Annotated in this window: 19 protein-coding genes; 9 read left to right on the top strand and 10 right to left on the bottom strand. The window is 33.8% G+C overall.

Annotated elements, in window-relative coordinates; all coding sequences use genetic code 11:
• Window positions 1-27: 27 nt before the first annotated feature.
• The 4 genes from RM51_RS08405 to RM51_RS08390 all read right to left on the bottom strand — a co-directional run bounded on the left by RM51_RS08405 (window position 28) and on the right by RM51_RS08390 (window position 4,471).
• Window positions 28-1,131: an HlyD family secretion protein gene (locus RM51_RS08405; protein ID WP_039367466.1), complete on the bottom strand. Its 1,104-nt coding sequence runs from the start codon at window positions 1,129-1,131 to the stop codon at window positions 28-30.
• A gap of 18 nt (window positions 1,132-1,149) precedes the next feature.
• Entirely contained in the window at window positions 1,150-2,472 is a 1,323-nt protein-coding gene (locus tag RM51_RS08400) for a TolC family protein (RefSeq protein ID WP_039367463.1), read from the bottom strand.
• Entirely contained in the window at window positions 2,456-3,082 is a 627-nt protein-coding gene (locus RM51_RS08395; RefSeq protein WP_039367459.1) for a TetR/AcrR family transcriptional regulator, read from the bottom strand. The genes RM51_RS08400 and RM51_RS08395 overlap by 17 nt, the downstream gene beginning before the upstream one ends.
• 270 nt (window positions 3,083-3,352) lie before the next feature.
• Window positions 3,353-4,471: a DNA polymerase III subunit gene (locus RM51_RS08390; protein WP_039367456.1), complete on the bottom strand. Its 1,119-nt coding sequence runs from the start codon at window positions 4,469-4,471 to the stop codon at window positions 3,353-3,355.
• A gap of 235 nt (window positions 4,472-4,706) precedes the next feature.
• On the opposite strand from RM51_RS08390, the gene RM51_RS08385 reads away from it, so the two are divergent.
• The 3 genes from RM51_RS08385 to RM51_RS08375 are packed head-to-tail and all read left to right on the top strand — an operon-like array spanning window position 4,707 to window position 7,664.
• On the top strand, window positions 4,707-6,017 hold the full coding sequence (locus RM51_RS08385) for a membrane protein (protein ID WP_039367453.1): 1,311 nt from the start codon (window positions 4,707-4,709) through the stop codon (window positions 6,015-6,017).
• A 3-nt stretch (window positions 6,018-6,020) separates the two neighbouring features.
• Complete coding sequence (gene lptC / locus RM51_RS08380; protein WP_039367450.1) at window positions 6,021-6,611, top strand: LPS export ABC transporter periplasmic protein LptC; 591 nt, start codon at window positions 6,021-6,023, stop codon at window positions 6,609-6,611.
• A gap of 9 nt (window positions 6,612-6,620) precedes the next feature.
• On the top strand, window positions 6,621-7,664 hold the full coding sequence (locus RM51_RS08375; protein ID WP_039367448.1) for an anhydro-N-acetylmuramic acid kinase: 1,044 nt from the start codon (window positions 6,621-6,623) through the stop codon (window positions 7,662-7,664).
• 31 nt (window positions 7,665-7,695) lie between these two features.
• Here RM51_RS08375 and RM51_RS08370 read toward each other — a convergent pair whose 3' ends face one another.
• Window positions 7,696-8,085, bottom strand: a complete 390-nt coding sequence (locus RM51_RS08370; protein WP_039367445.1) for a hypothetical protein — start codon at window positions 8,083-8,085, stop codon at window positions 7,696-7,698.
• 36 nt (window positions 8,086-8,121) lie between these two features.
• Here RM51_RS08370 and RM51_RS08365 point away from each other — a divergent pair, with 36 nt between their 5' ends.
• Complete coding sequence (locus RM51_RS08365; protein WP_039367442.1) at window positions 8,122-8,733, top strand: NUDIX hydrolase; 612 nt, start codon at window positions 8,122-8,124, stop codon at window positions 8,731-8,733.
• A 104-nt stretch (window positions 8,734-8,837) separates the two neighbouring features.
• On the opposite strand, the gene RM51_RS08360 is transcribed toward RM51_RS08365, so the two are convergent.
• Both RM51_RS08360 and gldJ read right to left on the bottom strand, forming a co-directional pair.
• A complete protein-coding gene (locus RM51_RS08360) occupies window positions 8,838-10,109 on the bottom strand; it encodes a UDP-N-acetylmuramoyl-tripeptide--D-alanyl-D-alanine ligase (RefSeq protein WP_039367439.1) in 1,272 nt (423 codons plus the stop codon).
• A gap of 63 nt (window positions 10,110-10,172) precedes the next feature.
• The gene (gene gldJ, locus RM51_RS08355; RefSeq protein ID WP_039367438.1) at window positions 10,173-11,774 is read right to left on the bottom strand and encodes a gliding motility lipoprotein GldJ; all 1,602 of its coding nucleotides are present in this window, start codon (window positions 11,772-11,774) and stop codon (window positions 10,173-10,175) included.
• Window positions 11,775-11,938: 164 nt separating this feature from the next.
• Here gldJ and porU point away from each other — a divergent pair, with 164 nt between their 5' ends.
• The 3 genes from porU (at window position 11,939) to RM51_RS08340 (ending at window position 19,550) form a co-directional block, all read left to right on the top strand.
• Complete coding sequence (gene porU / locus RM51_RS08350; protein ID WP_039367435.1) at window positions 11,939-15,835, top strand: type IX secretion system sortase PorU; 3,897 nt, start codon at window positions 11,939-11,941, stop codon at window positions 15,833-15,835.
• A 61-nt stretch (window positions 15,836-15,896) separates the two neighbouring features.
• Window positions 15,897-17,060: a type IX secretion system outer membrane channel protein PorV gene (gene porV, locus RM51_RS08345; RefSeq protein ID WP_039367430.1), complete on the top strand. Its 1,164-nt coding sequence runs from the start codon at window positions 15,897-15,899 to the stop codon at window positions 17,058-17,060.
• Between the two features lie 207 nt (window positions 17,061-17,267).
• Entirely contained in the window at window positions 17,268-19,550 is a 2,283-nt protein-coding gene (locus RM51_RS08340) for an FUSC family protein (protein ID WP_039367427.1), read from the top strand.
• Here RM51_RS08340 and RM51_RS08335 read toward each other — a convergent pair.
• Together RM51_RS08335 and RM51_RS08330 are read right to left on the bottom strand one after the other, a co-directional pair.
• Window positions 19,531-20,145, bottom strand: coding sequence for a 4'-phosphopantetheinyl transferase family protein (locus RM51_RS08335; protein WP_039367424.1), 615 nt, complete (start codon window positions 20,143-20,145; stop codon window positions 19,531-19,533). The genes RM51_RS08340 and RM51_RS08335 overlap by 20 nt on opposite strands.
• A gap of 403 nt (window positions 20,146-20,548) precedes the next feature.
• The gene (locus RM51_RS08330) at window positions 20,549-21,079 is read right to left on the bottom strand and encodes a HugZ family pyridoxamine 5'-phosphate oxidase (RefSeq protein WP_039367421.1); all 531 of its coding nucleotides are present in this window, start codon (window positions 21,077-21,079) and stop codon (window positions 20,549-20,551) included.
• 166 nt (window positions 21,080-21,245) lie between these two features.
• Here RM51_RS08330 and ahcY point away from each other — a divergent pair, with 166 nt between their 5' ends.
• Complete coding sequence (ahcY, locus tag RM51_RS08325; RefSeq protein WP_039367418.1) at window positions 21,246-22,559, top strand: adenosylhomocysteinase; 1,314 nt, start codon at window positions 21,246-21,248, stop codon at window positions 22,557-22,559.
• A 137-nt stretch (window positions 22,560-22,696) separates the two neighbouring features.
• Entirely contained in the window at window positions 22,697-23,089 is a 393-nt protein-coding gene (yiaA, locus tag RM51_RS08320; RefSeq protein WP_039367415.1) for an inner membrane protein YiaA, read from the top strand.
• A gap of 45 nt (window positions 23,090-23,134) precedes the next feature.
• Here yiaA and purE read toward each other — a convergent pair whose 3' ends face one another.
• Entirely contained in the window at window positions 23,135-23,638 is a 504-nt protein-coding gene (purE, locus tag RM51_RS08315) for a 5-(carboxyamino)imidazole ribonucleotide mutase (protein WP_039367413.1), read from the bottom strand.
• Window positions 23,639-23,680 lie beyond the last annotated feature (42 nt).

The raw sequence follows: 23,680 nt of genomic DNA, 5'->3' as shown, positions 1-23,680 counted from the left end.
CCGCAAAATTGACAATTCACTTATATATTATTTCAACGAAACTTCCGCTTTCACGTTCATTCCTGTTCTCAATCTTTTTGCAATGTCTTTATCTAAGTTTACAAAATCGATTTTTACAGGAAGTCTCTGCACCACTTTTACGAAGTTACCACTTGCGTTATCCGGAGGCAGAATAGAGAACGTAGCTCCTGTTGCAGGAGAGAATGAGCTTACTACTCCTTCAAATTCTTTTCCAGGGAAAGCATCAATTTCAATTTTTACTTTCTGACCTTCCACCATTCTGTCTACCTGAGTTTCTTTGAAGTTAGCCACTACCCATTTCTGATCGTTTTTAACTAGAGCAAATAACTGAGAACCTGCCTGTAGGTATTGTCCCGCCTGAATGGGAACTTTTCCAACGTATCCGTCTTCAGGAGCAACGATTACTGTATATGATAAGTTTAGTTTTGCATTTTCTACATCCACTTCTCTCTGTTTTGCAACAGAACCTGCCACACTGATCTGTTGAGAGCTTGCTGCAGTCTGAGAAGACGCTACATTCGTTTGCTGTGCAATCTGATTTCTCTGGTCAATTAAAACCTGTAATTGTCTGTCAGCAGATTGTTTTGCTGCTAAAGCCTGCTCATATTGCTGTTCAGTAATTGAATGATCTTTTACCAATACTGAGTATCTTTTTAAATCCTGACCAGTCTTCCAAACATTTACTTTAGCTGCTTCAATCTGTGCGTTAGCAGTGGTAACCGCTGCTTCTGAAGTATTAATGTTTTTAGAGGTTGCAGTAGTGGTAGCTTCTGCATTTGAAATATTGCTTTTGGCTGTTGTTAAAGCTGCCTGAGCTTGTTCCAAAGCCATTTTCTGATCTCTGTTATCTAAAATAACTAAAGTATCTCCTTTTTTAATGAACTGGTTATCTTTTACTTTTACTTCTGTTACGTATCCTGAAATTTTAGAAATTACAGGGGCTAAGTTTGAAGCAATTTGAGCATCATCAGTTTCTTCGTGAACTTGTCCGTAAGAATATGTTTTATAACCGTAGATTCCTCCACCGATTAAAACAACTGCCAAGATGATTGGGAAAACTAAACTCTTTTTCTTTTTAGGTTCAGTAGCTTGTGTAGTATTATTTTCCATTGTTGGTATCGTTCTTAATTATTTAATTGTTAAAGTTCCTGTAGTTTGTAATAGTTTTCTGTACGCCAACGCTGCGTCTGCTTTTGCATTGATTACCCCAACATTTGCCTCAATCTGAGCGGCATCTGCATCCAGTAATTCCGTCATGGTAGCAAGACCGTTGTCGTATTTATTTTTTGTGATTCTGTAGTTTTCATTGGCCTGTTCTGCAGATTTTTCGAAAACAGTAATTCTCTTTTTAGAATAATCTGTATTCTGATATTCTCTGTTTACATCAAGCTTAATATTGTCATTCAACAATTCATTGGTTGCAGACAACTGCATTTCTCTTGCTCTGGATTGCTTATATGCCGAATTTTCTTTCCAGATATTTGATAGGTTGTAAGAAAGCCCAACTCCAACGTTTACTGCATTATAAATTGTTAAAAACTTAGGAATATCTGCTGCCACATATCCTCCTGTAAATGCAAGTGAAGGAAGGTTTTCCGCTTTTGCCGCTTTTGTTCCCAAAGCTGCTGCCTGTCTTTGTTTGTCTAACGCCTGAAGATCTTTACGATTTTCTTTGGCTGTGTTTACATAAAAGTCAACTGGTTTTACCTCTTCACCTTCTTCAATATAATTTTGATCGACTTCAATTTCTGTCGTTTCAGGAAGACCTAATAATAAATCCATATTGATATTGGCAATATTGTAGTTATTTCTAGCTTCCAATAACTGCAACTCGATATTTGAAGTCTGAAGGTTTGCTTTTAAACGGTCGTTTCTTGCGATTACCCCATTATTTTCAAGCTTCAGGAAAGTCTCATCTCTTTTTTGAGAAGCCGTAAGGTTTTCTTCCAAAACTTTAATGGACTGATTGGCTTTAAATAAATTATTATATGCCTGAGCAACGTTATAAGCAATTGCTGTTTTATCGTTTTCAGTCGTTAGTTTTGATGCTTCTACCAAATATTTTGCAGATTGAATTCCGTATTTTATTCTTCCTCCGCTATAAATAGGAACGCTAAGATTTGCTGCCCCATAAAGAACCTGATGAACTTCCGGACTGCTGCTTCCTCCTTCTGATGAAAGTCCCGGAAGTTTTATATTCACATTCGGCTTATTCGGAAGATACATATAGCTTCCTGAAACCTTAAGTTCCGGTAATTGTCTGTTTTTTGCTTCCAAAAGATCTGCTGTAGCTTCTTCAATCTTTGCAGCATCAATCTTCAGATTTTTACTGTTCTGGATTCCCAATTGCACAGCTTCATCAAGAGTAAGTGTTTTTTTCTCCTGAGCATTTGCGTTTGCAAACCCTACGAATAGAGCTAATGCAAGGACTGAGTTATTTATTTTCTTCATAACCTAAAAGGTCTTTTAGTAAATATTTAATATGTTTATTAAGTTCTGTGTAGTATTTTTCATCGAAAACCTCTTCATCTTCAGTATCATTAAGGAATTCTTTATACATTTCTTTTGCATTGGATGCATAAAATAAAGTTCCGCTTACTGTAGAGTGTAAAAGATAAATGGGTGGGTTTTTCGTAAAAATTCCTTTTTTCAATCCACTTTCCAAGATTTTAGAATACATCGCAATGAATCCCATTTTTGTCTCCTTCAAAAATTCCACGATCTGAGGATTTTTTGTGTGAAGCTGCTCACGCTGCATGATTCTGTAGAAACATTTCTGATGTCTCACTTTCCCCGAAAACTGATCAACAATCTTTTCTATTTTTTCCCATTCGTTGATATCAGTTCTTTCAAGGATGTCTTTAGAAAAAAACTGTCCTTCATTCATCCTGTATTCAACTAATTTTTCGTAAAGTTTTTCTTTTGAACCAAAGTAATAGGAAATCATAGAGATATTTACGTTCGCTGTCTTTGCAATCTCTCGGGTTGAAGTTCCTTCAAAGCCCAATTCTGCAAATAATTTTTCAGCAGCGAATAATATATTTTCTTCTTTTGATAACATTCTATGCTCTTAATTTTCAGGGGGCAAATGTACAACCGATTTTTGATAAATCAAACGATTGATTGATTTTTAATTTAAATTTAATTTTTTATTAATATTGAACAAATTAAAACATTGATAATCAATTTTTTAATTCTGATATAAAATTTAAATAAATATTATAGATTTTGTATTATAAAGTTATTTCAAGGTAAAATCAATCCCAAAATTTCACCTTAGAATGTCTATTTAATGAAAAAAGAAAACTCTGACTAATAAGTCAGAGCAGTTTTACGAGTTCTTATGAATATATCTTGATAATTTTATTCCTAAATCTGTCCATACAATTTTAGGATTCCCATTTCTGGTTAGATGTAGATCTGCCGTATTAATTTCTTCTAAAATACTTTCAATATTTGCTCCACTGATAAATTTTGAAAAACCTTTCCAATTGAAACCATTCGCATCAATCTTTTTATACACTAACTCTTCGGATTGATAATTTTGTAACAATGCCAATCTGAAAATCTCTGAACAGTAATTTAAAAAGTTCTTTTGCTTTTCACGATTCCAACCTGCAATTTCTCTTGCCCAAATAATGATACTTTTTAGAAACTCCGGCTTCTTTTTTACCATAAAAGCATCACGAACCCATTGTACAAAAAGCTTTTCAAATTCTTCATTTTTGTTTCCTGATTGTAAAAGTTTCATCGCATCATTCAGATCTCCTTGAGCTTCGTGAACAATTTCTCTCATCTTTTCATCAGAAACATTGAAATTAGTTTTCAAATACCCCTGAATATCTTCATCATTAATTCTCGGAACTTCTACAATCTGCGTTCTTGAAAGAATGGTTGGAAGAATGTCATTGGAAGATTCTGCAGTTAATAAAATAATCGTTTTTGCAGGTGGCTCTTCTAAAAATTTCAGAAATTTATTGGATGCAGCAATATTCATTTTATCTGCTCTCCATACAATCAGGATTTTTGTTCCTCCTTCAAAGCTTTTAAGGGAAAATTTTTGGTTTTGATCATCTACTTCGTCTGCAGAGATAAACAACTGTTTATTTTCAGATTCCAGAAAAGCTGTCCAATCATCATAACTAGAATAAGGTGAATTAAGGATCATTTCACGGAATTCTTCAAATTTATTTTTACTTAAAGAATTTTTATTATCCGTAAAAACAGGGAAACTGAAATGTAAATCGAGATGATTCAGGTGTTCTACTTTTGAAGCAGCGTGTTCATTTTCCCGGCTCAGAATCTCTTTTGCATATGCTAAAACCATCGGTAATGTACCGTATCCTTCTTTTCCTACGAAAAGCTGGGCGTGGCTTACTCTGTTTTCAGCGATACTGTCTCTAAGAAGTTTTTTCAGATTTTGTTGTCCGGCAATATTCTCCCAATTCATGGCTCAAAGATAGAGAATTTTTAAATTTCCAATGTATATTATACATGGTAAAAGTCAGTCATCAATAATCAATTTTATTCTAAAAAATCAATGTATTAATTGACAATAAAGTGAATTACCTTTATATAAATTGTCTAATTTTCTCTATTCATAGCCCTTAACAAACTTTAACCTCTTATAATTTTTACAATTCATTAATATTTAAGATATTTGCGCATTGTTTTAAAAATATAGAATGAAAAAAATCTTTGTACTATCATTCATATCGGTCGGATACTTCTTGCAGGCGCAAAATCTAGGAAACTCACCCTATGCGACTTACGGAATTGGAGATGTAAAATATGATAATACGATTGAAACTGCCTCTATGGGAGGTATATCAACAGCATATGTAAGTGATTTCACGAGCAGCTTCAACTTTGCAAACCCAGCGAATAACGCTAATTTTGAACTTACAAGTATCAAGCTTGAAGCGACTAATGAAAACAATTATTTCAAAACTGATTACAACAATACAAAGTCTAACAAACATTCTACGTATCTGTCTAATATCTCTTTAGCATTCCCTTTATCTTCTAAAGTAAAGATGGGATTATCATATCAGCCTTACAGCTCAAAAAACTATGATATCCTATATACCAAGACTTTGGAAGATGGTACTATTTATTCTTATAATCGTTTCAAAGGTAGTGGTTCATTAAATACGGCTCAGATTGCTTTAGCTTATAAAGTTGCTCAAGAGTTTTCAGTAGGTTTAAGAGCAAACTATTACTTTGGAAATCTTTCTGATTTGGATGAATTTTCTACTCCAAATTCTGAATTGTATAATGGATATGAAACGACAACTAATATCAAAAACTTCAATTTTACTTTAGGGGCAAATTATCAGCATCTGAATACAAGTACAGATAAGAAGTTAACTATTGGTGCTACTGCCACTTTTGGTAATACAAGCAATATGACCACTAGTTATAAAAATAGTACTTATTTTTATACTGATGCTTCCATGGAAACCAAAAGCTACGAAAGTATTATTGAGCAGAAACAAGCAAGTTCTAAAAACCTTTTACCTTTACAAGCTTCAGTGGGTGTAGGATATGGAAGCGAAAATCAATGGTTTGCTTCTGCACAGGTTGATTACAAGAAAGGAGAAGATATTTTATATTTCGGACAACCAAAACAGTTTCAAGATTCTTACAGGGTTTCTGTAGGAGGATGGTATTTACCTAATTATAATAACTTCAGAAATTATTTTTCAAGAGTGGTCTACAGATACGGAGCATTCTATGAGAAAGGAAATCTTTCTATAAATGGGCAAGGAGAGCTTGATCCAAACGGAAACAGTATCAATAAATTTGGTATTTCTGCCGGTGTATTGCTTCCATTCAAAAACAGCAGTATTACAAGAATGAGTGGTCTTGAATTAGGTGTAGAACTAGGAAAAAGAGGAACACTTAAAAATAATTTAATCAATCAAAATTATATTAATTTCAAAATAGGCTTTAATTTTGCAGATAGATGGTTTAGAAAATCATTGTATAACTAAAAAATGAGTTTGATTTCAAAAATAAAATTTAAAAATATAGCATATCTTCTTAGTTGTGCTATATTTTTTATTATAACTTCTTGTGAAGAAGATCTTACAAAAGGAAATGATAATAAAAACAAAAACTTTCCTTCACAAATCATCAATAATGCCAATATCATTCAAAGAGATTCCGGCTTTGTTACTCTAAAAGCAAAGGCTCCTATCATTGAGAAATATGAACTGATAGATAGTCCTTATATTGTGGCTAAAAGGGGAATCAATATAGAATTCTTCGACAAAAAGAAGCCCAAAACACCAGGTAAGATAACGGCAAAATATGCCCGTATTTTTGAATATAAAAAATTCTATGAAGCAAAAGGTAATGTCAGAATTACAACTAATGAAGGACAGCGATTTGCTATGCAAAGTATCTATTGGGATCAGAAAAAAAACAGAATCTATACCCGCGATACTGTATTTGTAACGATGGAAGATGGATCTACCTTAATTGGAGCAAACGGAATGACCGCCAAAGATGATTTTTCAGAATATACTTTCTTTAACAGCTCTGGAGATATCAATTCTAAAAAACTATCCGAAAATCAAAAGTAATTTACTATTATGATCTTTCAAGCTATTGGATTAATGTCCGGAACAAGTCTGGACGGATTGGATATTTGTTTTGCAAAATTTGAAAAGCAAAATTCATGGAATTTTGAAATCAGAAAAGCAGAAACAATTCCTTACTCCAAAACACTGGAAGATCAACTTAAAAATTCGATTTATCTTTCATCTGAGCAATTATTGGAACTGAATTCAGAATATGGTTTTTATCTGGGTAAAACAGTGAAAAATTTCATTGAAAAACACCAGATTGAAAATATCGATTTAATTGCTTCACACGGTCACACGGTTTTTCACCAACCACAAAAAAAATTCACTCTACAAATTGGTGATGGAAGAGCCCTTAAATTAGAGACCGAATTACCTGTAATTTATGATTTCAGAAGTCAAGATGTTTTGATGGGAGGAAATGGGGCCCCACTTGTTCCGATCGGAGATGAATTACTGTTTTCACAATATGATGCCTGTCTGAATCTTGGTGGGTTCTCCAATATTTCTCTAAAAATAAACAATAGAAGAATTGCTTTTGATATTGCTCCGGTAAATATTATTTTGAATAAATTAGTTCAGCAATTCAATAAAAACTTCGATGAAAACGGAGATTTGGCAAGATCGGGAAAAATCAATTCTGAACTATTATTTCAACTTAATTCATTAGAATTTTATCAGAGATCCTATCCAAAATCTTTGGGAATTGAATGGTGTAATGAAAATATTTTTCCGCTGTTCGAAAATATTGAAGCTCTTGATGTCTTAGCTACTTTTACAGAACATGTAGCGCAACAGATTTCTAATGTTTTTAACGAAAACCATTTAAATAATGTTTTGTGTACCGGAGGTGGAACTTTCAACCAATATCTGATTGAAAAAATCAGCAGTAAAACAAATACTGAAATTATTATTCCGAAAAAGGAGCTTATAGAATATAAAGAAGCATTGATTTTTGCTTTCATGGGAGTTTTAAAGCTTAATAATGAGATTAATGTACTTTCATCTGCAACAGGCAGTTCTCATGATCACAGCTCAGGAATTTTCGCATAAAAAAACCTTCATTTCTGAAGGTTTTCTATTTTTACTTATAAGCTTCGATTTTATCTGTCAAAGTATTGATAAAGTTCTGAAGAGGTTTTTCCACCATCATTTTGATAAATGGATTGAACTTACCTTCAAACAACATCTGTACTTCCGTTTGATTTTCGTTGATAGGATTTATAGTTGCCGTTAATGCGAAATCTAAACTAGAACTTGCAGATTTTAAAACTGCTTTCTGATCCGTAACTTCATCAATTTTTAAAGCAATTTCCGGCATCCCTTGTAACCCGAATTTAAATCCGTCTTCTCTTGTTTCAAACTTTTGAAGACCATCCGGCATAAAATCTTTATAATTTTCCGGAGATTTTAGGAGTTCTACCAACTCTTTAGATGATTTATTGACAATAATCTTTCGTCCTTCTAAATTCATTTTTTATTTTTGTATTTAAATTCTTAATTCTTACAAATGTATAAAGTTTTTGTGAACGAAAAAAAATTATTGCTATCCAAACAATCTGAAAACCTGGAAAAAACGCTTGGATATGAAAACTTCACATCATTGGAGATTGCCCTAGATCTTCTTGAAAATACATCTGTGAAAGAATTGAATGTTTTTGGAGAAAATATTGATGAAATATGGTCGGAATTTCAAAAGCTTTTCAGAATTATTGAAGCTGCAGGAGGAATTGTGAACAATCCTGAAGGAAAAGTACTGTTCATCAAAAGACTTGGAAAATGGGATCTTCCAAAGGGTAAAATGGAAAAAGGAGAATCCCGTGAAGAATCTGCAGTGCGTGAAATTGAAGAAGAAACTGGCTTGAAAGACGTGGAATTAGTCCGTTTCATCAATACTACGTATCATATTTATATTGAAAGGAATGGAGATAAAGTCCTAAAGTGCACGCATTGGTTTGAAATGAATTTCAGTGGTGAAGATACTTCTAAACCTCAGATTGAGGAAGGAATTACCGAAGTTGCATGGAAAAATACTGCTCAGATTGAAGAAGAGGTTTTCCCAAGTACTTTTAAAAATATTAAATTGATTATAAAAGAATTCTGGGAAACCAAGAACCCATAAACTTTATTTTATCATATATAAAAAAGTTCACATAAGCAGCTTTGAAGCTTATGTGAACTTTTATTTTAGGCATATTATACCTTTTATTGTAACTATTATTTGTATTAAATAAAATCAATTGATTTTTCCAGTGCTACTCCTCTCGAGCCCTTCAATAAGATATTTTCTGACTGAATTTGATTTGATTTTAAATACTCAATTAATTCCAAAGTATTCTCGAAAGATGTTGTAAAGGTATTGATCTGTTTGAAGTTCTTCCCTACCGTAATAATTTCATTAAAACCTAATCCCTGAGCTAAATGAAGAATAGCTTTGTGCTCTTTCTCACTCTCCTCTCCCAGTTCCAACATATCACCAATAATAATTGTCTTTGAGCCTTCAAAAGTTATAAAATTATGTAGAGAAGCCGTCATTGAGCTAGGATTTGCATTGTAAGTATCTAACACTAAAGTTCTGCCCTCTTTTTTTACAATTTGAGAACGCATATTGGTTGGTGTATAGTTTTCAATGGCATTTTTAATCTGAATGAAACAAATTCCGAAATGAAGACCTAAGCTTGCGGCAGCACAAAGATTCGTAAAATTATATTCTCCTGTAAGTTTTGAAACTGCTCTTTCATTATTATACATTAATCCTACGAAATGCTCTTCGGAGAATAAATCAAACTTATAATCGGAACTCTCCTTTCCAAAAGTAATTTTAGGTGAGTAATTTTCAGTTTTTTCAACCTGAATAGGATCATTCTCATTAACAACAATAGTCTCTTTATTATTTTTAAGATAATCGTACAATTCGGACTTCCCTTTGATCACTCCTTCAAAGCCACCAAAACCTTCTAAGTGTGCTTTTCCAAAATTGGTAATATATCCGAAATTGGGTTGTGAAATAGAACAAAGAAATTCAATCTCCTTTTGATGGTTTGCTCCCATTTCAATGACTGCCATTTCATGTTCAGGTTTGATGGAAAGAATCGTTAAAGGAACTCCAATATGATTATTTAAATTTCCTAAAGTATACTGCACATTGAATTTCTCTGAAAGAACCGCGTGAATGATTTCTTTCGTAGTAGTTTTTCCATTACTACCTGTAAGACCTATGATAGGAATCGTTAATTGATTTCTATGATAAATTGCCAGTTTTTGTAAAAATTCCAGCGTTGATGGAACATAGAAAATATTTTTATTTTCATTTTCAAAATCTTTCTGCTCAACAATAACTGCCAAAGCTCCTTCATTAATAGCTTTATCAGCAAAAGTTGCTGCATTGAAATTCTCTCCTGAAAAAGCGAAGAAAATATCATTCTTTCCTATTTTTCGGCTGTCAATAACTGCCTTTTCAGACTTTAAAAATAAAGGGTAAAACTGTTCTACATTCATACTTCAAAAATAAAAAAACCTTCCAAAATTTTGGAAGGTTTTTCAAATTTATTTTGATAAATATTATCTTCTAGTTCTACTCTTATCATTAGTTCTAGCATCCTGAGCAACACGGAATCCAACCCAGCCATACGCTGTATTTTGATTCTTGTATCTTCTTTGTCCTGGATCTAACCAATAAGCAGTGTCTTGCCAAGAACCACCTTTTACAACTCTTACATCGTTAGAGATAGCAGAAGTTCTGTCTTTAGTATCTTTTTGTAAAACTACTTTACCTTTTGCATCTACAATAAATCTCGTCTTAGGGGAGTTGTACATATCGTAAGCCGTAGCTGAATCTGATGCATTTCTATAATCTAAAGAAGATTGTTTATCACCATCTCTGTAGTTTCTATAGTCAGCAATCGTTTCTCTTTCGAATTGACCAGGTAAATTTCTGTAAACTAATCTTCCGTCAGCCAATGTATCGTATTTAATATTGCTTTCGTCAACCATTTTGTAAGTACCGTCTCCGTTTCTTACAACTGCTTGAGGCATATTTCCTCTGTAATAGTTGAAATCGCTATAATCTTCGTCAATAATAGGTCTGTAAACATCAGCAGTCCATTCAGAAACGTTTCCGTACATTCCATAGATACCGATATCGTTAGATGGATATTTTCTTACGTCAGCTGTTAAAGCAGAACCATCGTTTTTCCATCCTGCAGGCCCAGAGTAGTCACCTTTACCTTGTTTGAAGTTTTCAAGTAACATTCCTTTCTCTCTACCTTTAGTACCTCTCAATCTTTCGATTCCAGGAGCTTTACCTTGGTAGTTGTTATATTCTCTGTTTTTCTCCATACCAAGAGCTGCATATTCCCATTCTACTTCAGTAGGAAGTCTGAATTTCTGAACCATTGCAGAACCTGGAGAAGCATTAGCAGCAAGAAGTCTTTGGTTGGTAGTTTTCATACCAGATTTTTGCTGTTTTCTCTGCTGATTAATATATCCTTGCATTTCAGGATCATTCGATTTGAATTTATCCATATTGAACGCAGTACCACCTTGATTGTTAGATTCATTGATATATAAATCTTTTGCAATGATACCAGCATTCATTAATGCTTTTTCGTTTGCTCTGTCTGTTAACCACTCGCAATATCTGTTTGCTTGCGTCCAAGAAACTCCTACTACTGGGTAATAGTCATATTCCGGAGAACGGAAATATGTTTCATTGAAATCGTTTCTAGATAGTTTGTTGTCCCACAACAAAGTATCTGGCAAAGCACCATTATAGATTTCTTTAAAACTTGGATCACTTGGAGGGAATACATACTTCAACCATGTAAGGTATTCGCGGTATTCGTAGTTAGTAATCTCAGTTTCGCCGATAAAGAATGAACTTACCTGCATTCTGCGAGGTGAGTTATTCCAATCATGCATAACATCATCTTTCACTAATCCCATCGTAAAAGTTCCACCTTCTACATATACCATTCCCGGCCACCCTTTCTGCTGTTGTTGCTTTCCTGCAAAAAACCAACCCTGTTTTTCGTTTGGTTTCCAACCTGTCTTGCTGACAAATTTTTTAGTACCACCTCCTTTGCTGGTACCCGAACCTCCACAACTGGTTAATGCAAGTGTAGAACTCAATGCTATTAATGAAAACAACTTTAGTTTTTTCATAGTCGATTTAAATATTTTCAAAGTACAAAGAAAAAATAAATTATTCAATAAATCAAGTAAAGATTTGATTTTTTTGAAAAACGATAACAAATTAATTTTATTGTATCACAATTTAATTATAAAATTTTCATTTATTTTGTAATTCAGAAATTTCAATAATAAATATGAAACAAAAAGTATCGATTTTATTCCTATTCGCTTTTGTATCATCCTTTTGGGCTCAAAGAACATCCATTGAGTGGAGCGGTTCAAAAATCCAAGATTTTGGTGAAACAAAACTGAATCTCCCAAATTTTAAAAACGAGGGGTTTTCATTTAGCCAAAATAATATTTTTATATCAACTAGACAAAAAATAGGGGAAAGAGATTTAAAAGTTTCAAAACTAAACTGGGAGGCGGTTTCTTATAAAGAATTGTACGAGATTAATAGAGACCTTCTTCCTAATAATGACGTTGCAGATATCAGTTATTATTATCTTGAAGGAGAAAGATATGCCAGTATTTCTGTTGCCTTGTTTAAAAAAGAAAAAGGAAAAATATTAAGACTTTCTTCATTTGATGTTAATGAAACGACAATAAGTTCTAAAAATATCGCTGCCAAAGTAGGGACAACCGCAAACCCTCTTTCTACAGGAACTTTTTATAAAATAAAAGTTGATAAATCCGGTGTTTTTAAAATTACCACTCAATTTTTAAAAGATAATGGAATTAATCCGGCTAATATAAATCCTAAGAACTTCAGAATTTATGGAAATGGAGGAATTATGCTTCCTGAACATAACCAAGATGTAAGATATAGCGCTCTTCAGGAAAACGCTATACAAGTAGTAGGAGAAGATGATAATGTGTGGAATGATAATGATTATGCCATTTTCTATGCACAAGGTCCTAATGGATACAATCTTTATGATAAATCCAATGGAAATGGTTTTAAGAGACTTGAAACAAGAAATAGCGTAAGTGATAATTTAAAAAACATTTACGAAGATTATTCTTATTATTTTATCAACTTTGATAAAGGGGCAGGAAAAAGAGTCCAGTCAGTTGACATCAACCTTCCTTCTACTCCTTTGATTACAAGATACGATAATTATCAAGTTATTAATAACGATCAAAAAAACCTTTTAAAAGTAGGTAGAACTTGGGTTGAAGATGCTTCTTTTATAAATGACAAAAGTGTTACCTTCACTACAAACTCACCTATACAGGGTGGAGATGTTATACGATATAGAGCACAGGTAATTGGATTTAAATCTCAGCAAAATTCAATTGAATTTAACATCAATAACCAAAACCCCGCAACAGGCTCTATCCCTCCAAACGACCCTAATTATGCCTACGATTATCTTCCACTAAAATATGAAGGAACTTTAAATAATTTACAAGGGAATCAAATTACCCTTACTTGTAAACCTAATATTAGCTTAAACCCTAACGGAGTATTTTACTTTGATTATTTTGAAGTTCAATACAAAGAAAACTTAAGTTTCAACGGTTCACAAATGAGTTTTAGAGACTTTTCATTAGTAAGTGGGAGTAATACTTCTTATGGTTTTAGTATCGCTAATGCCTCAAACATAGAGCAAGTTTGGGATGTTACCGATATTACTAATGCCAGCAGAAGAGTAAATAAAGCTTCAGGAAATGCAGCATTTAATTTCGGATATACTGCTTCAGACCCTAACTTCAACAATGAGTTTGTAGCTTTCAGAGCTGACGCTGCTTATTCTCCGCAATTTGTTGAGAGAATTGGGAACCAAAATCTATCCGGGTTACAAAATGTGGATTACCTTATTCTGACTACCCCAGAAATGATGGGGCAAGCCCAAAGATTAGCGAATTACCATCAAACAAAAAATAGTTTCAATGTACAAATAGTAGACATCAGCAAAATCTATAATGAGTTTGGTAGTGGGAGCAGAGATCTTACAGCAATCAGAGATTTTGTCACTAAGCTTAACACTCCATTAGGAAGTTTAAAATATGTTTTCATATTAGGAGATGCTTCTTATGATTATAAAAACCGAATTTCAAATAACTCGAATGTTGTTCCAAGTTATCAAAGTGAAAATTCTCAGGATTTTGTAAGCTCATTTATAACGGATGATTATATTGTGATGACAAGTCCACAACCATCTACGAATACATCTATTGACAATAATTTACCAGATCTTCCAGTAGGTAGAATCCCCGCAGCAAATGCAACAGAAGCTACCAATATGATGGATAAAACATTGGCATACTACAACTCATTATCTGGTCAGTCAACTCCTTTTGGAGAATGGAAAATGAAGCTTGACTTTGTTGTGGATGATGACAAGGACGGTGGAGTTCCGTTCCATACTGTAATGAATAACTCTTTAGTGACAACATTTGAATCAGGCACTAATCTTAAAGAATACAATGTAAGAAAATTATACTTAGATGCATTTCAGGCTCAGAGTACAGCAGGAGGACAACGTTATCCACAAGTCAACCAAGCTATCTCTAATAGTATTGGAAATAGCCTGTATCTCTTCTATTTCGGGCATGGAGGAATTAACGGTTGGGCACAAGAAAGAGTATTAACTTCCGATGAAGTACAAAACGCAAATAATTTCTCTAATGTTTATAGCAGATTTCCATTTGTTTCAACCATCACTTGTGAATTTACTCTTTGGGATGAACCGGGAACATCTTCAGTAGGGGAACAATTTATAAAACTAAAACAAGGAGGAGCTGCTGCAATGATTACTTCTAGCCGTGCCGTAGGTGTAGATTATGGAATAAAATTCACCAATCTTTACACTCAAGAAATGTTTAAGCTTACCAATGATGATTTCATTACTATTGGTAATGCTCATTTAAATGCAAAAAAACTGAAAGCTGGAGATTCTAACCACTTAAAAGTAAACTTCCTTGGAGATCCTGCGATGAAATTGAGCAGACCTCAAAGATTATTAACAATAGACAACATTGAAACTCCTGTTCCGGGATTAATAAGAGGACTTGATTTTGTAAAGATAAAAGGACATATCAATAATCCTAATGGTACTCCCAATACTACTTTTAACGGAAGAGTTGTTATTAATATCTTTGATAAAAGACTTAACAAATCTACTTTAAATAATGATGGAGGCTTAACTCCTGTACTCAACTATACAGAAGAAGGAAGTGCTATCGTAAAGGCTTCAGGAACCGCCGTAAATGGAGTATTCACAGTTGAGTTCTACGTTCCAAAAGATATCAATTATGCTGTCGGAGAAGGAAGATTATTAGGTTATGCAGACAACAAAGCAACAGATGTATTCAACAATCAGGCAGTACAGGTAGGTGATATTAACCCTAACGGAATCAACGATAGCGAGCCTCCAAAGGTAAAATTATACATGAACAATACCAACTTTGCAGATGGTGGTATTACCAACCAAAGTCCTATGTTGCTTGCTTGTGTTACCGATGATACAGGAATTAATTCTACAGGTTCTGGTATTGGTCACGATATTACCGTATATTTAGACGGTCAAATTATTAATACCATTGTACTGAACGATTTCTACTCTTCAGGAGAAGGAAACGGATGTTTAAGTCCTAGCTTGGCAGATTATCAAAAAGGAAATGTAACCTACCCTTTCAGAAATCTTGCAATAGGTCAACATCAATTAACATTTAAAGTTTGGGATATAAACAATAATTCGACAACTGCTACGTTAAATTTTGAGGTTAAGGATGAAGCCGATCAACATCTGATCATCAACAGACCATTGAACTGGCCAAATCCTTTTACCAATAAAACGTACATCCATTTTGAGCACAATTGTGATGATATTTTAGATGTAAATGTTCAAATTTATACCATCACAGGGAAATTAGTAAGAACTTTATCCCAAGCAGTTGTTGCAGAACCCTTCTTACAGGGCTTTAGAACGCCACGCCAAGCAATAGAATGGGACGGAAAAGACGATTTTGGAGATACATTAGCAAAAGGTACGTATATTTTTAAGATATTTGCAAAAAGTCAAAATCAAGAAAAATGTAAAGGAAGTGCTACAGCTGTAGAAAAAATGGTACTTTTGAAATAATTTTAAAATGACAAAAACAATAATATTAATAAAAAACTGATAATATATTAAAAGACAACATATGAATTTAACTACTAAACTGCTATTAGGAATAGGTTTAAGTGCTGGTTTTTTAGGCTATTCACAAGACCTAAGCAAGGTGAATCCTGTATTAACCGGAGCTCCATTTCTAAGAATTGCACCAGACGCAAGAGCCGGAGGTATGGGAGATCAAGGGGTTGCTACCTCTCCTGATGCATTTTCTCAATTTTGGAATGCCGCGAAATATCCTTTTAGCAGAACAAGTTCTTCCTTTGGTCTAAACTATACACCGTATATGGGGAAACTTACTAATGATGTTTTCCTACTTTATGCAGCTTTTCATAAATTTTTAGGACAAGAAGAAAGATCAACTATCTCTGCGAGTATTTATTATTTCAATATGGGAGAGGTTGACCTTACATCTTTCGTAGATAATCAAGTACAGTCTAACGGGGTTTCAAAACCTAACGAATTCTCTATTGACGTAGCTTATGGTCTAAAACTTTCTGATTCATTCTCAGCTGCTGTTACCGGTAGATTCATCCGTTCAGACTTAGCCGGAGGATTCAACACTGATACAACATTAAAACCTGCGAACTCTTTTGCTGTAGATATTTCTGCATACTATACATCTCCTAAATTTTCAAGTTTTGGGGGTATGGATGGTAAATTGAATGGAGGTTTTGCTATTCAAAACTTAGGTCCTAAATTAGACTATACAGGTAATGAAGAATCAAGATCTTATCTTCCTACAATGGCAAGATTAGGGGCTGGTTATGATATGTACCTTGATGATATGAACAAGATTGGAATAAGCGTAGAAGGTTCAAAAATTTTGGTTCCGGGTTCTGAATATGTAGGAATCGATCCAAATACAAGACAACCTATCTATGAAGTTCCGAATGTAGGAGTAATGTCAGGTATTGGAAAATCTTTCAAAAACAAAAACTCTATCATGATGAGTGGAGCATTAGAATATTCTTATGACAATGCTTTTGCTGTGAGAACAGGTTATTTCCACGAAAGTGAAGAGCAAGGAGCAAGACAATATGCTACTGCAGGTATTGGATTAAAATACCGTTCTTTCGGACTTGATGTATCTTACTTAATCAATATGTCTAAAATCAATACTGCTTTAGATAACACGCTTCGTTTCGGTTTAACTTGGAATATCGGAGAAGAAACGTCTAACGTAGATTACTAAAAAATATAGTATACATATTTCATATAAAAAAGGTTTCATTTTCATGAAACCTTTTTTTGTTTTATACATTAAGCTCTTTGATCAAATCAGTTTTTAATATTTATTTATCACACATGAAAACTAGTAATTAAAAAATGATTACAGAAATATAATATAAAAGTCTCTTTTTTATAAGGCTTTTTGTTTTCCAATAATTATTTTTGTAGTATGAACTATTCATCGGAGCTCAAAAAGTTTGTCACCAGTCAATATGTGTATTCTGCCATCAGAATTACATTAGCCACTGTTTTACCTTGTTTAGTTCTTGCTCATTTTGGAATCTTAAAAGAATATTTCTTATTTCCTTTGGGAACAAGTTTTGTTGCTTTAACAGATCAGCCTGGACCTTTCATCAGAAGAAGAAATGCTTTAGCCTTTGCAATCATCTGTTTTATAATCGTTGCGCTCATTGCCAGCTTAGTGATGAATTTTAAAATACTTGTCTTTGCAGAGATTATCGTTTTTGGAATGTTTTTTTCCTTAATTGGCGTTTATGGACAAAGATTAGCGGCAGTAGGATCACTTTCGTTGGTGGTACTTGCCATCTTTATTGATGGACATCTTACAGGAACGAATATTCTTAAAAGTTTACTGATTTTCGCTTCAGGATGTATTTGGTTCTTACTGATATTCTTAATTGTAACGACCATTCAGCCTTATAAACTGGCGAGTCAGATGATTGGTGAAAACTATCTTCAACTTGCTGATTTTTTGAAAATAAAAGCCAATTACTATCAAAAAAATCCTGATTTTGACAAACTTTCTATTCAGGTTATTGCCAAGCAGATTGAAATAAAAAATTTACAGGAAGATACCCGAGAAACCGTATTCAAAACAAGAACCATCGTCAATGAATCTACAACAACCAGCCGTTTGCTGATGCTGATGTTCCTTAACTCTATGGATCTTCACGAAAAACTCATGACCTCTGAAAGTGATTACCAAAAACTTCAGCAGAGCTTTGATGACAGTATGATTTTGGTTAACATTCACGATTACCTGAATTTACTTGCCGAAGAAATCACCAACATCGGAATCGCCCTTCAAATTGGAACAAGAGCAAAGCCGATGTTCAATCTTGACGTTGAGTTAAAAAATTTAAATCACCTGTATTTCGATTTAAGAAACAAGCGAATTTCACCAGATAACTTTGAAGACTTCATGATCCTGCGTCAAATCCTGATGCGTATCAATGAAATTACCAAAGAAATTAATGAAATCTATAAAGTATTTTCACAGAATGTAAAGTTGGCAAAAAGTCTTTCTACAGGATTGGATTTAAGAAAATTCATGCCTAATGAAGAGAAACTTAATTTTAAGGTTTTAAAGAACAATATTTCCCTTTCCTCTTCTCATTTCCGACATGCTTTGAGAATCACGATCGCCCTTCTTTTAGGATATGCTTTTTCGTTATTTCAATTTCTGGGAATCGGTCATACCTATTGGATCTTAATCACCATTGTTGCGATTTTGAAACCCGCCTATTCCATCACCAAACAAAGAAACCTTCTGCGTTTGTATGGAACTCTTGCCGGAGCTGTGATTGCCTATGGAATTCTGCATTTCGTTCATATTAATGAAGTTTTGTTCACTGTACTCTTATTAAGTATGATCATGTGCTTTAGCTTTTTGAAAGGAAGATATTTCTGGGCTGTATTGTTTATGACGATTTATGTTTTCTTAAGCTTCAATTTTTTAAGCCCTGGAAATGTAAATATTATTTTTAAAGACAGAATTGTTGATACCATTATTGCCGGAATCATAGCATCCTTAGTTTCTTATGTTGTTCTTCCTGTTTGGGAACACACACAGAATTTAGAACTGATGAAAAAATCCGCGGAATCTAATTTAAAATATTTCCAAAGTGTCATTTCTAAATTTTTAGATAAAGATTTTGATGTTGAAGAATATAAAGTAAAGCGAAAAAATGCCATCATTTCATTGGCAAATCTTTCTGACAATTTTCAACGAATGATTTCTGAACCTAAAAATCAGCAGAAAAAATTGGAAGTTGTTCATCAGTTTGTGGCAACATCACATCTGATCACCGCTTACACTGCTTCTCTTTCTCAGTATGTAAAAGACGATGAGAAATATCCTGAGATCGATTCTGAAAGCTGGAGTAAAAAGATAGAAGCCGAAATGCAGCAGGTTTCCAATCTTTTGAATGGAGGGAAAATGAGTGAAGTTTTGAAGATGGAAAGCCGAATCGAACCTGAAGATTCATCTCTGGAAGATATGATTTTAAAAAGAAGGACAGAGCTTACCGAAAACGAATCTTATGATCTGAGAGATCCAAATAAAATCTCACATTTAACAGAATTGAAAAATGTTCACGATATTTTGGAACTTATTTACGATGTTGCTAAAGAGCAAAGAAAAGTGATCGAAAATTATAGAAATGAATCGGAAAGTGCCACTGTTTCCGAAGCTACTCCTCTACAATCGTAAAACAATATTCATCAAAGAACTCAACTCGCGCCTTCAGTTCATCTGAAATTTGATCATCATGTACTCTGCATTTTATATGATGAAGATGTTTTAATTCAAACGGTCGCACTTCATAATGTTTCTTCAAAGACCAATGTTTGGAATGATGAATTTTATACATACTTTCCTTCACACTCCAAATAATGGTATAAAAAGTAACTTCATTATCAAAAGGAATAAATCCTCTCTCATTTTCATACGTGAATTTATCGATTACTCGTAAAATCTTAGGATTAAATTTTTCAAGATCAATTCCTATTTTATTTTTAGAAATAGCAATCGCAGCAAAAGGAAAAGAATGCGTAATGGAAATTTCAGCATCTTTTGGGGAAAGGAAAGGCTCTCTTTCTTTATACAGAATTTTGGAGTGAGGCTTCAACCCTTTCAAGAGTTTTCGCACCATTAAAACCTCCAATAGCTTTTTCGGATGATAATCCTTTACTTTCTCTGCATTTTCAGGCTCTAAAAGTTGATTAATATCCAAATCTTCAGTTTCATCGTATTTCCATACGAGAATTGTAGCGTTATCATCAGAAAAATCGCGGTAAAGAGGCATGGGTTTGTTTATTGGACAAAATTAGTGAAAAAATTTTTGGTGGGGCGTTGGAAGCTGGAAGTGGGAGGTTTTACTACTGACTGTTTTATTTCTTCTTTTGTTAACGCAAAGGTTTTGTTTTGAAATGTAATATTTAAAGGAGCTAAGAATTGCGACAAGTCGCTGATTAAGCAAACGTTTATACACATGCTTAATCAAATCAGCTTTGCCGATTAAAACTTTGCTCACTTAAAAATTAATCAAAACTTGAAAATCTTTGCGTTTAAAAAAAATTCAAGTTTTTACACAAAAAAAATCACTCAAATCCAAAGATTCAAGTGAATTTTATATTATTTAAAAGCTAAAAAACGATAAAGCAGTTAGTGGTAAAACCTCCAGCTTCCTTCATCCAGCTTCCGGCAAATTACTTCGACTGGTGATTGATATCGTTTCTGTGTTCCATAATTTCAAGATTCTGATCTACGAAATACGCACTTCCGAATCCGTTCACATAAGAACCTTTCACCGGATGAAGTCCAATTAAGATGAAATCCTGCATTTCAGCGATTACATCAACTACTTTTCCATGAGTTTCTTTTAATTGAGAAACTACAGTATTCCATGTTTCAGAATCTCTTTCAACCTGAGAAGTTGATGCTTCAATCGTTAATCTTTCACGAGCGTAAATTTGTTTTGTTGCAGATTCATCTTCAATAAACATTACTGAAGTTTTTCTCCCGTCCGCAAGATTTTTAGTATGCTTTGCCATGAATGAAACCAAAATATAGAAAGTATTATCTACCTGTACAAATGGCGCATAGCTGGAATTAGGTGTTCCTTCTGCATCTACCGTCGCCAAAATGAAACTCTTACTTCTCTCAACTAATTCCTTTACTTTTGGAGTTAACGGTTTTGCCTGTCTTTGCTCTTGTTCCTGAGTATTTGTATGATTCATAATAAAGATTTGTTTCCACAAAAATAGTTTATTTAGAATAAAGAAAAATAATTTCCCGATATGTATAATTTCATATAATTGAATCTTATTCAGCGTTTTTATATCTAGATTATATGTTGTAATTTTGCAATTCGTTATAAACCGAATTAAAAATTATTCATCAGATATGAGTACTACAACACAATACGTTCCTTATAAAGTAAAGGATATTTCCCTAGCCGAATGGGGAAGAAAAGAAATTACCCTTGCAGAAGCTGAAATGCCAGGTTTGATGGCTATCCGTGAAGAATACGGACCGTCTCAACCACTTAAAGGAGCAAGAATCGCAGGATGTCTTCACATGACGATCCAGACTGCAGTTTTGATCGAAACTTTGGTTGCTCTTGGAGCTGAAGTTACTTGGTCTTCTTGTAATATTTTCTCTACTCAGGATCACGCTGCTGCTGCTATTGCTGCTGCAGGAATTCCAGTTTATGCATGGAAAGGTCTTAATGAAGAGGAATTCGACTGGTGTATTGAGCAGACTTTATTCTTTGGTGAAGACAGAAAACCATTGAACATGATCTTGGACGATGGTGGAGATTTAACAAACATGGTTTTTGATAAATATCCTGAATTCACAAAAGACATCAAAGGACTTTCTGAAGAAACGACAACTGGTGTTCACAGATTGTACGAAAGAATGAAGAACGGAACTTTGGTAATGCCTGCAATCAACGTAAACGATTCAGTAACTAAGTCTAAATTCGACAACAAATACGGATGTAAAGAATCTGCAGTAGATGCTGTAAGAAGAGCTACAGACGTAATGTTGGCTGGAAAAAGAGTGGTAGTTTGCGGATACGGAGACGTAGGTAAAGGTACTGCTGCTTCTTTCAGAGGAGCTGGTTCTATCGTTACTGTAACTGAAATCGACCCAATCTGTGCTTTACAGGCTGCAATGGACGGTTATGAAGTAAAAAGATTAGATACTGTAGTTGATAACGCAGATATCGTAATCACAACTACAGGTAACTTTAACATCGTAAGAAAAGAACATTTCTTAAAATTAAAAGATAAAGCAATCGTTTGTAACATTGGTCACTTCGATAACGAAATCGACATGGCTTGGTTGAACGAAAACTACGGTCACACAAAAACTGAAGTTAAGCCACAAGTTGACATCTATACAGTTGAAGGTAAAGAAGTAATCATTCTTGCTGAAGGTAGATTGGTAAACTTAGGATGTGCTACAGGTCACCCATCTTTCGTAATGTCAAACTCTTTCTCTAACCAGACGTTAGCTCAAATCGAACTTTGGAACAACTCTGCAGCTTACGGAAACGAAGTATATATGTTACCTAAACATTTGGATGAAAAAGTGGCTGCTCTTCATCTTAAGAAATTAAGCGTAGAATTGGAAACTCTTTCTCCAGAACAAGCTGAATATATTGGTGTAGATGTGAAAGGACCATTCAAACCTGAATATTACAGATACTAATATTTTTCAATTTTAGTGATACAATATAAAGACTCTTCAAAAAATTGAAGAGTCTTTTATTTTTCAGGAGTGAAAAGAAGAAAATATTTATCAAAAAATAATATATTTGATCCCACTATAAAAAAACATATAATTTAATGAAAAAACAAGGAGTATCAAATGCATTTGTTGCAGCATCTTGGATTGCTTTAGGAGCGGGAATGATCGGATTTATCGTAGGTTTGGCAAGAGCTGAAATGCAACTTAATGAAAAAGGGTATTATTTTACCATCTTATTGTACGGTCTATTTGCCGTAGTTTCTCTACAAAAGGCTGTTCGTGACAGATTAGAAAACATCAAAGTAACTGATATTTATTATGGTATCTGTTGGTTTGCAACTTTATCATCCATTGTTTTATTAGCTATCGGATTATGGAATGCCACTATCCTACCAAGTGAAAAAGGATTCTATGGATTTGCTTTCTTACTGGCTTTATTTGGAGCCATTGCTGTCCAGAAAAACACAAGGGATAATATGATTCAGGAATAAAAGAAAACTCTCCAAATATTGGAGAGTTTTTATTTTATAAATCAATTATTTATCATACTGATTAGGATGTATCGCTTTAATATCATCCACTGTTCCTAATACTTTATCTTTTAGAGAATCCTGATATTTTTGAAGGTTTTCGGCAACCTTTTCATCTCCAGTCCCTAAAATTTTCGTTGCTAAAATCCCGGCATTCAAAGCTCCGTTTAATGCAACTGTAGCCACAGGAATTCCTCCTGGCATTTGAAGAATCGACAACACAGAATCCCATCCGTCAATAGAATTACTTGATAAAATAGGAACACCAATTACAGGTAACGTTGTACAACTTGCTACCATTCCGGGTAAATGTGCTGCTCCTCCTGCACCTGCAATAATCACTTTCAAACCTCTTTCTTTCGCCGTTTTTGCATATTCGAACATTCTTTCCGGTGTTCTATGAGCCGAAACTACCGTTAATTCATACGGAATGTCTAAAGATTTCAAAAAACTCGCAGCCTGTTCCATGATTGGTAAGTCGCTCTGACTCCCCATAATAATTCCTACCATCTTCAATTTTTTATTAGATGTTCAAAGATAAAGAATTAATGA

The organism is Chryseobacterium taiwanense (assembly GCF_000813825.1).
In the GTDB taxonomy this organism is placed as follows: domain Bacteria; phylum Bacteroidota; class Bacteroidia; order Flavobacteriales; family Weeksellaceae; genus Chryseobacterium; species Chryseobacterium taiwanense.
This window is presented reverse-complemented; position numbering and strand designations above follow the sequence as displayed.